We start from the raw sequence: 14606 nt of genomic DNA, 5'->3' as shown, positions 1-14606 counted from the left end.
TTCCGTGCCGCGGGGGCAGTCCCCCGGTACGGAGTGATCATGTTCGCGCCGTGAGCGCGTGGAATATGCAAAAGCGGTGCCGGATTCTCAGGAATCCGGTGCGTTGACGATCTCCACAGGATGGAACACGCATTGACATCCTGTGCGGATAGCCAGCGCCACCGCTCTAACCATGGAAAAAGCCTACACGAGTCTTGACGATTTCTTTACGTTTAGGCTCAGTGTTTTTTCATGTGCAAATGTTCACGCTTGCAAAAATTGGAGAAAATCGCAGCATAGAGCCGTTTACGGGCGAGGATCCCGATAGAACCACCCCCGGAAGGAGTCACGTCTCACGCCAGGTATATCTCATATGGTGAGATAGTTTTTCTCAAAATCATTCCAGCAATGAGATAAGCACTGTTTTAGGGCGCCGCGGGGGCGGGCGCGGCAGTACCGTGCCCGAAGAGATCGCGCAGCCGCGCCCGGGACACCTTCCCGTCATCGCCCACCGGAAGCTCATCAAGCACCACCAGGAGGCGCGGGAGTTTGAAGGAGGCGAGCGCCTGGGCAGCAAAAGCCCTGAGCTGATCGAGGCTGGGCACGGGTAGGCTCTGGGGCACCACCGCGAAACCGCCGGTTACCGGATCCGGGGTAGCGAAATCTTCGGGACGGGCTTCGTGGGAATCCATCACAATGGCGGCGCCCACCACCTGGCCCCACACCGGATCTGGCACACCTGTGACCAGGGCGGAACGCACTCCCGGGTACTGGTGGAGTACCCGCTCAATTTCTTCGGGGTGAACGGTATCTCCCCCAGTTTTGATGGTATCGGTGACCCGGGCAACCAGAGTGATATATCCATCCGCATCTACCCGCGCGTGGTCTTGAGAGCAGAACCATTCCCCCGCGAAGGAGGAGCGCTGGTAATTCTCCCCGTGCCAGTATCCGGCCGAAATGCTCGGTCCGCGTAATTGCATTTCTCCGCTTTCCCCGGGCGCCACCGGGGTATCGGTACCCGGCTCCACCAAGCGAATCTCCACGTGGGGCATGGCACGCCCCACCGTTTCAGCCTTGTGCGCCACGCGCGCGGTGGGAAGATACGGGCCGACGCCGCCTGTTTCCACAGACCCCCATATATTCAGCGGATGTAGACCCGCGGCATCCAGGCGCCCCATAAGAGCGGGCGGTACCGCTGCTCCGCCCACGAAGGCGTAGCGAAGACTGGAAAGATCCCGGGCGACGAAGGTGTCGTCGTCGAGCATAAAAGAATAGGTGGTGGGGGTGCCGAACATGGTGGTGACCCGGCGTTCTTCAATAAGGTGCAGCAGGCCGGCCGGAGAGGGAGTACGCGCAATAACAATGCGGCCCCCGCGCGCGAAGTGGAAGAGCGTGCCGCCGTTGAACCCGGCGATAGAGGAACATCGAGCGCTGTGTAAGAAAATGTCATCACGCCCGTAGCCCAGAGCATCATGGAAAATACGATCCGCCCACCACAAATTGTCATGGGTAAGTTCGAGGGCTCGGGGCGCTTCCGGGGGCGCGGGCCGGAACATCATAACGGCAACCCCACTCGGGTATCCCTCGGTATTAAAAGCGGGATGACCGGCGGTGCCATCGGCAACGAAATCAGCGGTGAAACTCCCGGTTGCCGCGCTCAGAGCAATATAGCCGTTGGTGAGGGCGGGAGTGAAAGGTGGGGCGAGGACGTCGTCGTCGATAACAAAATGAATAAGAGTTCCCGTGGAGGTGAAGGCGCCGGCGGTGCCTATCTCCGCGCATGCGATAAGAACGCGCGGGGCCGCAAAATCGACGAGGCGTTGAATCTCCACCGGGTGAAGGCGGGCGTCCACCGGAACGTAAACCGCACCGATGCGGGCGCAGGCCACCGCAACCAGATAGTGATAGGGAGAATTATGGGCCACGATCATAACGCGGTCCCCGTGTGAGACACCGGCCTGGACGAAAAGTTGGGCGAGGCGGGAGGTGATATCGCGGGCCTCACCGACCGTCAGGGCGGTGGCGTCATAGAAGAGACAGGGGCGATCCGGGTTGGCGAAAGCGGTGCGATCAAGCAGATAGGCAACGTTCGTGACGGGGACGCTACTCATTGCTCTCACTTTCTGAGCCCGACCCCGCTCCCCCGCCGGTATCCGCGAGATCCGCATCCGGCATATCAGCTGCGTGCTCCCCGAAAAGGAAACCGCGAATGAGGCGACGCAGCTGGTAGAGATCATCCACGTGGGAGAGCTCGCGCGCCGAGTGCATGGACAGGAGGGGTACGCCCACATCCACCGTGGTGATACCCAGGCGAGTAGCCGTCAGCGGGCCGATGGTGGTGCCGCAGGGAATGGAATTCCGGGAAATGAAGAACTGGTAAGCAGCGCCGGCATCACTAGCCGCCCGGAGAGCGAGCGTGACGGATTCGGCATCGGAGGCGTAACGCTGCTGGGCGTTCATTTTGATAAGCGGGCCGGCACCGGCGCGCGGGGCGGAATCCGGGTCGTAATACTCCGCGTAATTAGGGTTGAGAGCGTGCCCGGCATCGGCAGACATGCAGGCCGAACGCGCCAGTAGCCGGTACCAGCTATCCCCGCGCACCCCGAAGCTTTCCGCGATGCGGGTCAGCACGGTTTCCAGGAAGGGCCCGCTGGCTCCGCTGGTGGTTCCCGAACCGACTTCTTCGTGGTCGAAAGCGGCGAAAACTGGGAAGTAGGGAAGAGTCGCGTCATTCCCCACGCCCGCAGCCACCCCATCGAGGAGCGCACGAAGGCCGGCATATACAGAGGATAAATTATCCTGACGCCCGGCGGATAGGTACGTCCCATTGCGCCGCGGCGGCTCAACATCATATGCGTAGATATCATGCCAGCCGATCCATTCGGCACCGGGCGTTTCCCGGCCCTCCGGGCCCGGCTCCGCATAGCGCGCCAGGGTTTCAAAAAGATCGCTATCGGTATCGGCGCCGAGCTCCGATTCCACCCCGGCATCCCCGCACGCCCCGGTAACAATCGGATGGAGATGCTGCTGGCGATCCAAGGTGAGGCTATCGCGGTTACCCGAAATAAGGTGCGGGGCGAGCTGCGGGATCACCATGCAGGCGGGGGTACGAACCAAGTATTCCCGACCGTCCATATCCGTGATACGCCCGGCCAGGCCAAGGTCACGGTTAAGCCAGGAATTGAGTAGTGGCCCGCCGTACACTTCCATATCGACCTGGGTGTAGCCCCCGTGACGAGAAATGCCGGCCGGCTTGAGTTTGAGGCTGGGTGAATCGGTATGTGCACCCAGGATTCGGAACGGCGCTAGTTCACCGGAACCCGCACCTCGCGGGCTCACCCAGGCAATCAATGCCCCACCGCGCCGCACATAGCGCGCCCCGCGCGCCTCCCAGGCATCCGTTTCGCGCTGCTCGGTGAAACCGTGTGCTTCCAGAATGCGCGCGAGCTGCGCAGCTGCGTGGTAGGAGGACGGAGATTCCGCGATGAACTGCGCGTATCCGCGGGCGTGGTGATCAGCGGCGGTACCTTCCCGGACCCGCATTGGATCCACCGGCGCGGTATCCGCCTGCGCGGTATCAGGCGTGGACTCGGCAAACTCAGACATACTCATGGCCTCCCAGTCTAGTGACCGCCGGGGCACCCCGGCCTCGTTATTTCAGCGGTTAGGGGCGCGAATTACCCTCCGGGGAATCCCAGAAATCCCCCGCGGGATCGGTTCCGGTGGTGCCAGGCCCGCCGGCGGCCTCAGTTGCGCCGTCGTTCCCCGCACCGTCATTTTCCACGACGGCACCGGCCGCAACCTCTGCCGGCGTGACTTCCATGGTGCCGCGCGCCGCGTGGCGGCGTGCCAAGAAAAGCAAAAGCATTCCCAGGGCCAGCACCAAAACGCTAATAACCACCCAGGCAAGGACCTGCGCCCCGCTCGTGGCGAGCTGGGTGCCGCCGTTCACCGTTTCCATTGTTATTGAACTCCTCACCGCAACGATTAGCTTCCTGGGACGATGGTACACCGGGTGACTAGAACATCACACCGGACCTTTTCCATGCTTTTTCGTCAGCGAAGGTAGCTAGGATTCCCGCTCATGACAAAAATTTTTCGCGCTGCGTCGTTGCGGCGTGACGGTGGAGAACACGGTGCCGACAGTGGCGGGGCTCTGGCCCGGGCCGGTCTTGGTTTGGCCGCTCTCGGCGTCGTTTTCGGCGATATCGGGACCAGTCCGCTCTACGTTGTGCGCGCGGTTTTCACCGTGCATGGCGGCGCCGTTCCGCTCACGGACGCCTCGATTTACGGAGTGATCTCCCTGGTGGTGTGGATGCTCCTTCTTATCGTGTCCTTCAAGTACGTCATTCTTGTATTGCGTGCGGATAACGACGGCGAAGGCGGCATTATTGCCCTCGCCACCCTGCTGCGCACTCTCAGCGGTGGGCGGCCGCGGGCTGCCGCGCTCTTCACGGTAGCGGGCATGTTCGGAGCGGCGCTCTTTTTCGGCGACGCCGTTATCACCCCGGCCATTTCAGTGCTTTCCGCTATCGAAGGTATCCGGGTGGCGCTCCCGACCTTCCCCGCCACCCTCATTGTGCCCATCGCACTGGTGATTCTTCTCACCCTGGGTTGGATGCAGCGCTACGGTACCGGGCGGGTTGGCGTTATTTTCGGGCCCTTCATGCTGCTGTGGTTCACGGGCCTGGCTCTCATCGCCCTCCCGCATATTGCCGCGCATCCGGAAATTTTCGCGGCACTTTCCCCGCATGAGGCCCTCACTTTTGTGGCTCGCCACCCGGCCATCGGTTTTTTCGCCATGGGCGCGGTCGTGCTTGCGGTGACGGGTGCCGAAGCGCTCTACGCCGATATCGCCCATTTCGGGAGGCGCCCCATTTCCGCGGTGTGGTTCGCGGTGGTGCTGCCCGCACTGGTGTGTAACTACCTGGGGCAGGGTGCACTGCTGCTCGAGCATCCGGAGGCCATTGCCGATCCGTTCTTCCATCTGGTTTCTTCCCAGTGGGCCCTGGTACTCACGCTGCTGGCCACCGGCGCCACGGTGATCGCCTCGCAATCGGTGATCGCGGGGACCTATTCCATTGCCCGCCAGGCTTCCCGGTTGGGATACCTGCCGCACCTGCGGATTCGCTATACCTCCGCGAGTGGGGCGGGGCAGATTTACCTGCCGGATATTACCGGGCTGCTGGTGGCCGCAGTAGCGACCGTCGTGGTGATTTTCCGCGATTCGGAGCGGCTTTCATCCGCCTATGGGCTGGCGGTCTCCACCGATTTCCTTCTTACCACCGCCATGCTCTTAGCCCTCACGGTGATCGGCTGGCACTGGCGCTGGTGGCAAAGCGCTGCGCTGGCTGTGGTGCTCGGAGTGGTGGAAGTTCCGCTTTTCGCCGCTAATGCCGCAAAGCTGGTAACCGGCGGCTGGCTCCCCCTGCTCATCGCCCTCGTTCTTATGGTCGTTATGCTCACCTGGCGGCGCGGGGAGGCAGTGGTAGCAGCTACCCGGGCCCGAACCGAAGGTACCCTCGCGGAGTTCGCGGCGCAGCTGCAGAAAAATCCGCTGCGGCGTGTTCCGGGTACCGTGATCTATCCGCATTCCCTCGCTACCACGGTTCCGGCGGCTTTGCGGGCTACCACCGCGCTACATCGCAGTCTGCGCGACCACGTTATTATTCTCTCCATTAAAACGGCCCCGCAGGCCCATATCGAGCGCGCCGAACGCATTACCCGCACGCAGGTGAGCCCGCGCGTGGAAGGCGTTGTACACCTCACGATGCGTTACGGCTTCATGGATATCCGCAATATTCCGGCTGATCTGGAATGGGCGCAACACGAATACGGGTGGGGTTCCTGGAAGCTGAGCGAGGCCCAGTGGGTGCTCAGCCACCTGGGGGTACGCTCGCGTGGGAAGAACGACGACGCAGCTCCGGGCACCACGAGCTCTGCCGCCACCGGTGATTTTCCGCAATTGGCTCGCTGGCAAGCCTGGCTTTTTGCGCGGATCGCGCGCCATTCCGCATCGCCGGCCTGGGTGAGGAGTCTCCCGGCGGATCGCACCGTGGAGATTTCCCGCGAGGTCATCGTGTAGCTACTAATGTCGAAGCGCCTGGTAGCGTTCCTAGTATGACGACAACAACGCACTACCTCGAGCAGCTTCGCCTCGATGAACTCAGCCTCACGGTGCCGCTCACCGCGGATCGGGAAGATGCGCGCACCATTGATATATTTGCTCGCATCGCCACCCGCCCGGGCGGGGAATCCCTCCCTTATCTCTTCTACCTGCAGGGCGGGCCCGGTTATGAAGCCTGGCGGCCCAGCCTGTCCCCGCTGGAACCCTCCTGGCTAAATGTGGCCCTGGAACGCTACCGGGTTGTTTTTGTGGATGAACGCGGTACAGGGCGCTCCACACCCGTTGGGGAAGATATCCTGAGCACGGGAAGCGCCGCGGAAGTGGCCGAATATCTCAGCCACCTGCGCGCTGACGGCATTGTGCGCGATTGCGAAGCGCTGCGCCGCGAGCTCGGCGTGGAGAAAATCAACCTGCTCGGGCAGTCCTTCGGTGGTTTCACTACCGTGCATTACCTCTCGGTCGCGCCCGAACATATCGATCAGGCTTTCCTCACCGGCGGGCTCACCGCGGTGCGCCACAGCGCTGATGATGTCTATTCCCTCACGTGGGAAAAGATGCGGGAGCACAGTGCAGAGTACTACCGGCGCTTCCCCGCGCATCGGGATCGGGTACGGGAGCTGGTGGATCTGGCCGGTAGCGGCTCCATCGAATTACCCACCGGGGAAATTGTCTCACCTTCGCGGCTGCGTTCCCTCGGGCACCTTCTCGGTTCGGATAACGGGTGGCGGGAACTGTACTACCTGCTGGAAAAGGATCCGGCTTCCACCGCTTTCCGTTATGACCTGGCCGCGGCCATGCCGTTTGATGGGCGTAACCCGCTCTACTATGTGCTGCACGAATCCTCCTACGCGGACGGCGTGGTCACCGATTGGAGCGCGGAGCGTACCCAACCGGAGGATTTCCGCACCGATACTTCGCTTCTCTACGGTGAACATGTGTGGGCGGAATGGGCGGATACCGTGCCGGCATTCCAACCGTGGAAGGATGTAGTTGAGAAGCTGGCCACCTGGGAGTGGCCTCAACTCTACTTCCCGGATGCTTTGCGGGAATCAGGCGCGCGCGGTGCGGCTGCTGTGTACGTGAATGATGCCTATGTGCCCCTGGAGTTCTCGTTGGAAACGGGGGCACTGCTTCCTGGGATCCACCGGTACGTAACTTCCACTCATGAGCACAGCGGTTTGCGTTCCAGTAACGGGGCGGTGCTGCGCACGCTCTTTGAATTGGCGGATGGAACGCGGCTGCGCTAACTATGCGCGCCAGGAACGCCCCGCGGCGGGGTTAGCCGGGCGTGCTGAGCTGCACTAACCGAACACCCCGCACGGTGCCCAGTTGTCCGGAAATTCCAGATAACTGGGCGCGGGACGTGCGCTCCAGGAATAGTGGCCGGCCCGCGCGCGGGCGGCCGGCGGTAAGAAAGTGAGGATACGCAGATGTGGAATAATGCGGATACGGATGCTGTGGTGTTCGGAGATAACCTACCGGTTCTCCGGAGCTTACCGGCTGAATCATTCCAGCTTATTTACCTCGATCCGCCTTTTAATACCGGCCGCACCCAACGCCGCTCCACGGTGGTGACCCGGCGTTCCAGCACCGGGAATCGTATCGGTTTCAAGGGCCAGCGTTACGAAACGATCGTGGAGCGGGTACTCGGCTACGATGATAGCTTCGCCGAATATTGGGGTTTTCTTGAACCACGCCTGGAAGAAGCCTGGCGGCTCCTCACCGATTCGGGAACGCTCTATCTCCATCTTGATTACCGGGAGGCACATTACGCGAAAGTGCTTCTCGATGCGCTTTTCGGGCGGGAATGTTTCCTCAACGAGATTATTTGGGCCTACGATTACGGCGCTCGCACGAAAAAACGCTGGCCCGCCAAACACGACACTATTTTGGTGTACGTGAAAAACCCGGCCAGCTACTACTTCAATTCGGAAGATGTAGATCGAGAACCGTATATGGCTCCCGGATTAGTCACCAAGGAAAAGGCAGCACGCGGCAAACTTCCTACAGACGTGTGGTGGCATACCATCGTCTCCCCCACCGGAAAAGAAAAAACCGGCTACCCCACCCAAAAACCACTGGGGATTCTGCGCCGGATTATCACCGCATCTTCTCGCCCGGGGGACCGCGTCCTTGATTTCTTTGCCGGATCAGGTACCACCGGAGCCGCGGCGCATGAATTGGACCGCCAGTTCCTGCTCATTGACGCCAATCCGGAAGCAATCGCGGTGATGCGCACCCGCTTCCCCGATGAGGTACAGTTCGGGGAATGGGATGGCGAGGCGGTCAGCTGGAAGTAGCGCGCATCCGAAACTACCTCCGGATATTGCCGTAGAGGCAGTTCAGGAATCGACACGCACCTGGGAATAGAGGGCGCAGGCACCTACCCGATAAGCAGGCTCCAGGGCAAGCTCCGGATCCGCGTAGAAATCCGGGGAGTGATTCGAGGCGGGCTCCCCGTGCGCCGGGTCGAGCTGCGCGGGCGAAAAACCACCGAAAAGCCAGAATACCGAAGGCGCACCGGCGCTCTGCCCGAGGACCGCAAAATCCTCACTGAAACCGAAAGTTTCGCTGGCCACATTCTCCTCCCCCAGTTCCGCACCGATCACCTCACGCAAGGCCGCAACAGCTGCGTCGTCGTTCACGGTGGCATCTACCTGGCGGATCTGGCGGATCAGAGGTTCGGGGGCGCCGGCCGCGAGCGCTTCGGCCCGGATAATCCGCTCGATACCGGTATTGATTATTGCGCGGGTTTCCTCATCCCGGAACCGAGTATTGATGCACAGACGCGCGGTGTCCGGAATGATATTGTCCTGGCTGCCGGCCTGGAAAACGCCGACGCTCACCACCGCGTTGCGGTCCGGATCCGTCATGCGGGAACGGATTGTTTGCAGGCGGGTAACAATGGCCGAACCAATCACAATAGGGTCGACGGCGCGATGGGGCTGCGAGCCGTGCCCGCCCACCCCGTGCACAATAACTTCGAAACCGTCCGAGCCGGGCAGCACTCCACCCGGATGAAGATTGACCCAGCCGGCCGGGCGTGGCACCACGTGCCCGCCGTACATGACCTGCGGGCGCGGAGCTTTCTCCCACAGACCGGCCTCCACCAGGGCGCGTGCCCCCAGACCGTTTTCTTCCGAAGGCTGGAAAACAAAAACGATGGTACCGCGCCACAGCTGCGCATGGGCCGCAAAGGCCCGGGCCAAGGCGAGCGCGATCGACATGTGGGAATCGTGCCCGCAGGCGTGCATAACCGGAACATTTTTCCCGGACGCATCAATTCCGGTGGCCCGCGAGGCATAGCTCAGGCCGGTACGTTCGGCAACGGGCAGGCCGTCCATATCAGCGCGATAGCCCACCACCGGGCCGGAACCGTTGCGCAGCACGCAGGCAAAACCGGTATCGGTCACGGGGATAATCTCACGGGTGATCGCACCGGAAAGTTCGAGGTTTTCCAGGCGTCCCCGGAGAGCCCGCGAGGTCTCCACTTCCTGGAAAGAGAGCTCGGGATTGGCGTGGAAATACTGGAAATCACCGATCATGGTGGCCCGGTCCGAAGCGCTGAGGCGAAATTCCTCCGGAAGATACTGCACGGCGTTCCCTCTCATCCGATGCTAGCGGTGCGGGCGCCTCCGTGGCGCAGAGTGCGCAAGCGTCCGCTCACCTCGTTTATTTTAGCGCCGGGATCGACAGCCGCGCCGAACGTCCGTGGCAGGTCGGGGCGGTGACTGGCTAGGCTGGAGGGAGTGTGCAGGCGAGGTGTACCGGTAAGCGGAGCCAAAAGGTGCCGGTACACGCGGCGGCAGCGCCCGGGCGAGGAGGATTATGTTCCACAACATCATTTGGGATATGGGCGGAACCATGGTGGATACCTATCCGCATGTGGATGCCACCTTGCAGGCGGTTGTTCTTGATTCCGGTCAGGAGGTTTCCCTCCTGGAAGTTGCCCGCCTGACCCGGCACTCCACCAACCTAGCCATCACCGAGCTTTCACGCCGTTTCGGGATTCCGGAAGCCGAGTTTCGGGCGCGCGAACAGGAATTGAAAGACTCGTGGAAAATCACACCGCCGCCCGCGATGGCCCATGTGCGTGATGTTCTTGCCGCGGTTCCCGGGATCAATGTGGTGGTCACGCACCGGGATCGCGCGAGCGCCCGCACCCTCCTGGAGGGCTTGGGACTCCAAGTTACCGATATGGTTTGCCCCGAGGACGGTTTCCCACGCAAACCCGACCCGGCGATGTTCACCCATATGCTCAGCAAGCACCACCTAGATCCGGCCCGCACCCTCGCTATTGGGGATCGGCCGATTGATATCACGACCGCACATAAAGTTGGAGTGGCCGGTGCTCTCCTGGAAACTCCCGGTATTGAGCTGGAGGCGGATGCTGATTATCGCATCACTGATCTTGCGGAGGTTCTCCCGCTCCTCGGCTCATGAGCTAGCGGCATAGTTTGTACCCGATAGTTTGTACCGGCGCGGGAGTTTTTCTGGCATAACCAGACTTGTCAGGACGTAAGGCCAGTTTCAGCCACAACAGAATTTTCTAGCCGTAGCAACGCTTTTTTCATATCAAGCCCACCCGCGCACCCGCCCGGGGCGCCACGCGCGGCAAGAACCCGGTGACAGGGCAGCACAATGGGTATCGGATTGCGCGCGCATGCCGATCCCACCGCACGAACCGCCCGCGGGTTGCCCACCATTGCAGCAAGCTGGCCATAGGAGCGGGTCTCCCCGTAGGGAATTTCCTCGAGGGCACGCTGCACCCGGGCCGCGAAGGGGCCGCGGGTGAGAAGCAGATCGGTAGGGAGCCGGAAATGGGTGCGTTCGCCCGCGAAATACTCGGTGAGCTGGGCACATGCCCGGGCGGCAAGCTCCTCCGCCCGGCGCCGCTCGGCCTCATTCTCAATCTCGATAACCGCCTGCGGGCCCGGGCACCCGGGAAGCACCACCGCGATCACCGCATGCGCCTGCGCCGCAACGGCGAACTGCCCCAGTGGGGAATCGCACGTCCGCCATACCGCTGCGGCGCAGGCACGTGTCACGGGAGGTTTCTTTACTTCGCGACCTGGGCGGTGCGGTGTTCGAGGCCGCTCAGCACGGCTTCCACCTCACTCGCACGGCGTTCCAGCGGAGTGAATTCGCCGTCCGTCCAGTCCTCAAACATCATGAAATTCACTTCGGAACGGATAGCTGGCATATTGAAATTAGCCGTAATCTGGCGCCATTGCTCGATAGCGCGTACGCCCCCGATGGAGCCGTGCCCCACGAAAGCAACCGGCTTATTCATCCATTCAACGCCCAGCGCGTCCACCGCGTTCTTGAAGGCCCCGGGCACCCCGTGGTTGTATTCCGGGGTCACGAAAATAAAGGCGTCGAATTCGCTGATTTTATCGGCCCAGCGCTGGATGGCCGGATTATCGTAGCGACCGTTGGCCGCAGCCGGAACCACGGGGCTGGTGAGGAGCGGAATATCGAAATCCTTGATATTGACGAGTTCGTAAGCGACCTCCCCCGCCCGCTGGGCTGCGAGCTGGGCGACGTACCGGGCCACACCCTCGGTGGCCTGGCCCTCGCGAATTGATCCGGAAATAATGGCGATCTTCATAAACGTGTCCTTTCGTTTAGGTGAGCGACACCCAGATTACCAATCTCTCATTTACCATTCAATCGGACGTGGGGTGCTCCCCTTTTAGCTCGGTGCGAACACCCTCCGCTTCGGCTTCGGCATCGCCACCACCTTCACGCAGATCACTGGCGAGCACCGCGTAGACGATGGTGTCGGTCCACTCCCCCTTGAGCCAGAAGTCCTGGCGCATATGCGCTTCTTTACGCATTCCCGCATGCTGGAGCATAAGCTCACAGACCCGATCCCGCGCATCCATTTGTGCAGCAACGCGATGCACTCCGCACCGGGTGCAGGCGTAGCGAATCATGGCCCGCATAGCCTCCGATGCGTAGCCGTGACCGCGGAAATCCGGGTGGAGCACGGTGGCAATCTCCGCGACGCCGTGCTGCGGATCGGTCATCCACAGGCGCACGTCCCCGATGGGTTGCGCATCGAGTTCGATGACGACGGCGAGCGCGGCCTGCGGGCCGCGCAAATCCCGCGCCTGGGCGCGCTGGGCAGCTTCGTTGACCGCCCGTTCGGGATTCCAGGCATCGGTCATGAGGTATCTGGTGACATCTTCACGGCTGTAAATACTATGCAGCCACGGCGCATCATCGGGCCGGTGCAGCCTCAATCGCAGCCGCGTGGTTGTCACCGAAAATTCTTCAGGTGTCGTGATATCCATAACTCTTTAAGTGTAACGAAAAACACTTTTAGGGGAAGAGGTTCTGAGCTGGTTATCCACGATACGGAACGGGGCGGTAATGAGGCAGCGGATCGCTCGCCAACCTTCCGTACAAATCAACATCGATACGCCACCCATTAATCAGAAATTTCCCGCGTTCGGTTCCTTCCTTGAGGAATCCCGCCGCGCGGGCCACCCCTCCCGAAGCCGGGTTATTCACCCGGTGTCCGAGTTCCAAGCGTTCCAGCCCGCGCTCGCACAGCGCCCAATCCGCGACGGTTGCCGCCGCTCTAGACATGATTCCACGGCCCCAGTAATCGCGGTGCAACCAGTAGGACAACCACCCGCTTTTCTCATCACCATCCGCGTGAATACGAACCATACCGATGAGTTCATCGCTATCTTCCCGGGCGATGACCCAGGCCAGCTGCGAATCGGGATTTTCCAAGATCTGCGCGATATAGCGGCGAGCACCGGCCATATCCGTGATATTGCCCTGCCGGATCATATCGGGATGGGAGGCGAAGGCCGCCACAATAGCTGCGGCGTCGCCCTCACGCACCGCGCGCAGCACAGTATCAACCTTCGTTCCCACGCTCGTTACCAAGAGCTACCTATACATTAAAACGGAATTCGACGGAGTGTCGTCGATAAATAACTATTCGATGCGCAAAGTACAACGAAATACGAGAGTGTCTAATGGTTTGTGTGTGAGGGTGAAAACCACCTAGGAGATAAACCAGAATGACTACCGTGAAACAAGACCCTGAAGACAAGCAGCGTATCGATGCCATCGAGAAGAAACTCCTGGCTAACCCGCAAATGGCCGAGCTGATCGGCGAGCTAGCCACGTCTACTACTAACGCTAACGACCTGGTACGCGGCATGCTCCAAGCCTCGATCACGCGTGGCCTTCAAGCCGAGATGGATGCCCATTTAGGCTACGCACACTCAGACCGTAAAGCCAAAGCCGAAGCCGGCGCCGAGAGCATGGGGAACTACCGTAACGGTAGCTACCCGAAAACCGTGGCCACGAACTACGGGATGATCACCGTGGATATTCCCCGTGACAGGGCCGGCACGTTCCGCCCGACCATGGTCCCTAAAGGCGCGCGGCGCCTGACAGACGTGGATGACATGATCGTGAGCTTGTATGCCGGCGGGATGAGCGTACGCGATATCCACCACCACCTAGCCACCTCCCTGCGCCTAGAGGTATCCCCGGAGACGATCAGCGCAATCACTGACGCGGTCCTTGACGAAGTACTCACCTGGCAAAACCGCCAGTTAGACGAGTTTTATCCCGTGATTTTCCTTGACGCGATCCGGATCAAAGTACGCGATGGAGGACGCGTGGTAGGCAAGAGTGCCTATATGGCTATCGGCGTGAACATGGACGGCGTCAAACACGTTTTGGGCTTGTGGATCGCCCGTGAGGAAGGCGCTTCTTTCTGGGCGAGTGTGTGTGCCCAACTGGCTAACCGGGGCGTGAAAGACGTGTTTATCGTGTGTTGTGACGGTCTGAAAGGCTTACCTCAAGCGGTGGAGGCTACCTGGCCGGACTCGATGGTACAGACCTGTATCGTGCATTTGATTCGGGCAGCGAATCGGTGGGTGAACTACCAGGACCGTAAGGCCGTATCGGCGGCGTTGCGTGCCGTGTATACGGCACCAAGCGAGGAAGCCGCTAGGTGTGCTTTAGAAGAGTTCGCGGTAAGTGACCTTGGGTTGAAGTATCCCCAATCAGTGAAGGTCTGGAGGGACGCGTGGGAGCGTTTCACGCCTTTCTTGGGCTTCCCGCCGGCAGCGCGCAAGGTTATTTACACGACGAATGCTATCGAGTCGTTTAACAGCCAGTTGCGTAAGGCTACGCGTAACCGGCGTCAGTTCCCGAACGACGAGGCGGCGATCAAGGCGTTGTGGTTGATGATTTGTCATATTGAGGATCGGCGGGCTGCCAAGCTTGCGAAGGAATCGAGGAAAGGGAGTGTGGATGTAGGCCATTATGTTGAGGGTGCTCGGGTCCAGGGCTGGAAAACTGCTATTAACCAGATGTCCGTGGCCTACCCTGACCGGTTTAATAAGTATTTATAAACAATGCTCACACACAAACAACTTGACACACTCCGAAATACCGCTAGAAACAGACAACATATGGGGGTGCACAGAAACACATATAGGTTCTGCGGAAAACCTATAGG

At 60.8% G+C, this 14606-nt stretch carries 13 protein-coding genes; 5 read left to right on the top strand and 8 right to left on the bottom strand.

Features of this window, described 5'->3' with window-relative positions:
* Positions 1-404: 404 nt before the first annotated feature.
* Genes CZ322_RS05075 through CZ322_RS05065 form a run of 3 tightly spaced genes read right to left on the bottom strand, consistent with a single transcriptional unit; the run spans position 405 to position 3940 of the window.
* Positions 405-2090, bottom strand: coding sequence for a class I adenylate-forming enzyme family protein (locus tag CZ322_RS05075; RefSeq protein ID WP_087070475.1), 1686 nt, complete (start codon positions 2088-2090; stop codon positions 405-407).
* Positions 2083-3591, bottom strand: a complete 1509-nt coding sequence (locus CZ322_RS05070) for a M18 family aminopeptidase (RefSeq protein ID WP_234984469.1) — start codon at positions 3589-3591, stop codon at positions 2083-2085. The genes CZ322_RS05075 and CZ322_RS05070 overlap by 8 nt, the downstream gene beginning before the upstream one ends.
* Positions 3592-3643: 52 nt before the next feature.
* Positions 3644-3940 (bottom strand): hypothetical protein, encoded by a 297-nt coding sequence (locus CZ322_RS05065; protein WP_087070473.1) that lies wholly within the window; start codon positions 3938-3940, stop codon positions 3644-3646.
* 123 nt (positions 3941-4063) lie between these two features.
* Between CZ322_RS05065 and CZ322_RS05060 the strand changes: the two genes are divergently transcribed.
* The 3 genes from CZ322_RS05060 to CZ322_RS05050 all read left to right on the top strand — a co-directional run bounded on the left by CZ322_RS05060 (position 4064) and on the right by CZ322_RS05050 (position 8406).
* Positions 4064-6064, top strand: coding sequence for a potassium transporter Kup (locus CZ322_RS05060; protein ID WP_087070472.1), 2001 nt, complete (start codon positions 4064-4066; stop codon positions 6062-6064).
* Positions 6065-6099: 35 nt separating this feature from the next.
* Positions 6100-7353: an alpha/beta fold hydrolase gene (locus CZ322_RS05055; RefSeq protein WP_087070471.1), complete on the top strand. Its 1254-nt coding sequence runs from the start codon at positions 6100-6102 to the stop codon at positions 7351-7353.
* 183 nt (positions 7354-7536) lie between these two features.
* Positions 7537-8406 (top strand): DNA-methyltransferase, encoded by an 870-nt coding sequence (locus CZ322_RS05050; protein WP_087070470.1) that lies wholly within the window; start codon positions 7537-7539, stop codon positions 8404-8406.
* A gap of 42 nt (positions 8407-8448) precedes the next feature.
* On the opposite strand, the gene CZ322_RS05045 is transcribed toward CZ322_RS05050, so the two are convergent.
* Positions 8449-9717 carry an amidohydrolase gene (locus CZ322_RS05045; protein WP_234984468.1) on the bottom strand — a complete coding sequence of 423 codons (1269 nt, stop codon included), beginning with the start codon at positions 9715-9717 and terminating at the stop codon, positions 8449-8451.
* Between the two features lie 217 nt (positions 9718-9934).
* On the opposite strand from CZ322_RS05045, the gene CZ322_RS05040 reads away from it, so the two are divergent.
* Positions 9935-10549: an HAD-IA family hydrolase gene (locus CZ322_RS05040; protein ID WP_087070468.1), complete on the top strand. Its 615-nt coding sequence runs from the start codon at positions 9935-9937 to the stop codon at positions 10547-10549.
* Between the two features lie 68 nt (positions 10550-10617).
* Here the strand turns inward: CZ322_RS05040 and CZ322_RS05035 are convergent, their stop codons facing one another.
* From CZ322_RS05035 to CZ322_RS05020, 4 genes are read right to left on the bottom strand one after another with little or no spacing between them, the layout of a single operon-like run.
* Positions 10618-11154: a methylated-DNA--[protein]-cysteine S-methyltransferase gene (locus CZ322_RS05035; protein ID WP_200807173.1), complete on the bottom strand. Its 537-nt coding sequence runs from the start codon at positions 11152-11154 to the stop codon at positions 10618-10620.
* Between the two features lie 11 nt (positions 11155-11165).
* The gene (locus tag CZ322_RS05030; protein ID WP_087070467.1) at positions 11166-11717 is read right to left on the bottom strand and encodes an NADPH-dependent FMN reductase; all 552 of its coding nucleotides are present in this window, start codon (positions 11715-11717) and stop codon (positions 11166-11168) included.
* A 58-nt stretch (positions 11718-11775) separates the two neighbouring features.
* Entirely contained in the window at positions 11776-12405 is a 630-nt protein-coding gene (locus CZ322_RS05025; protein WP_087070466.1) for a GNAT family N-acetyltransferase, read from the bottom strand.
* Between the two features lie 52 nt (positions 12406-12457).
* Positions 12458-13000 carry a GNAT family N-acetyltransferase gene (locus CZ322_RS05020; protein WP_087070465.1) on the bottom strand — a complete coding sequence of 181 codons (543 nt, stop codon included), beginning with the start codon at positions 12998-13000 and terminating at the stop codon, positions 12458-12460.
* 149 nt (positions 13001-13149) lie between these two features.
* Between CZ322_RS05020 and CZ322_RS05015 the strand changes: the two genes are divergently transcribed.
* Positions 13150-14499: an IS256 family transposase gene (locus CZ322_RS05015; RefSeq protein WP_087070464.1), complete on the top strand. Its 1350-nt coding sequence runs from the start codon at positions 13150-13152 to the stop codon at positions 14497-14499.
* Positions 14500-14606: the final 107 nt, after the last annotated feature.

Origin of the sequence: Actinotignum timonense, assembly GCF_900155575.1 — a bacterium.
Lineage (GTDB): Bacteria > Actinomycetota > Actinomycetes > Actinomycetales > Actinomycetaceae > Actinotignum > Actinotignum timonense.
The sequence above is the reverse complement of the archived record's forward strand: the minus strand, read 5'-3'. Positions and strand labels throughout refer to the sequence as shown.